Genomic DNA, 630 nt, shown 5'->3' on the forward strand with positions numbered 1-630 from the left:
TGCTTTGGGTCCTGGGTTTTTCTTTACGTATGTGACCGCTTCCAGCCAGTCGCGGTGCAGCGACTTACGTCGGTGCTGGGAAGCGTAGCGGGCATAGAAGGAGGCCAGTCCTGGCCAGGTCCCCTGCATCATCCGGCGTTCGACATCTGTCAGTTCCATCCCGGCCGCAGCTGCTGCGACGAGGATTGCCTGCCGGGCATCTGAGTCGGTCGCGTAGCGGTTCGCGTCATAAAGTCCTGTTTGTGCCATTTGGTGCATGACCCGGGACATCCGGCCGGTGGGGTGTTGGATCTTGGGTGCATCGGCGTCAGTCGGTGAGAACGTCTGTTCCAAACGCAGCGCGCGCGTGGCGTAATCTCGCGGGCTAGATCGGCGGTCATGGCGGCCCATACGGAGGCTGAGTTGGGCCGGCGGGCGACGTCGTAAGCCATGCTGAGGCTCATGGCCAGTTCCTGGTGGCCACCGCGCTTGTGGGGAGAACCTGGAGTCCGCATGCAGCCGTGCAAAAGGTTCTGGTGAGGGGACTTATCCAGGCTCCGGTGACGGTTACCCAAGGCCTCTACAAGATCCCGGGCTTGCGAAAACGTGACCCGCTTCTCCAGTGGGATGTAGACGTGTCGTCCACCGTTG

Annotated in this window: 1 pseudogene; it reads right to left on the reverse strand. The window is 61.9% G+C overall.

What is annotated here, in order from left to right:
- Positions 1-630 (reverse strand): annotated as a pseudogene (locus PY310_RS21505) (MarR family transcriptional regulator); the annotation flags it as partial.

It is taken from the genome of Pseudarthrobacter naphthalenicus (assembly GCF_029076445.1).
In the GTDB taxonomy this organism is placed as follows: Bacteria; Actinomycetota; Actinomycetes; order Actinomycetales; family Micrococcaceae; genus Arthrobacter; species Arthrobacter naphthalenicus.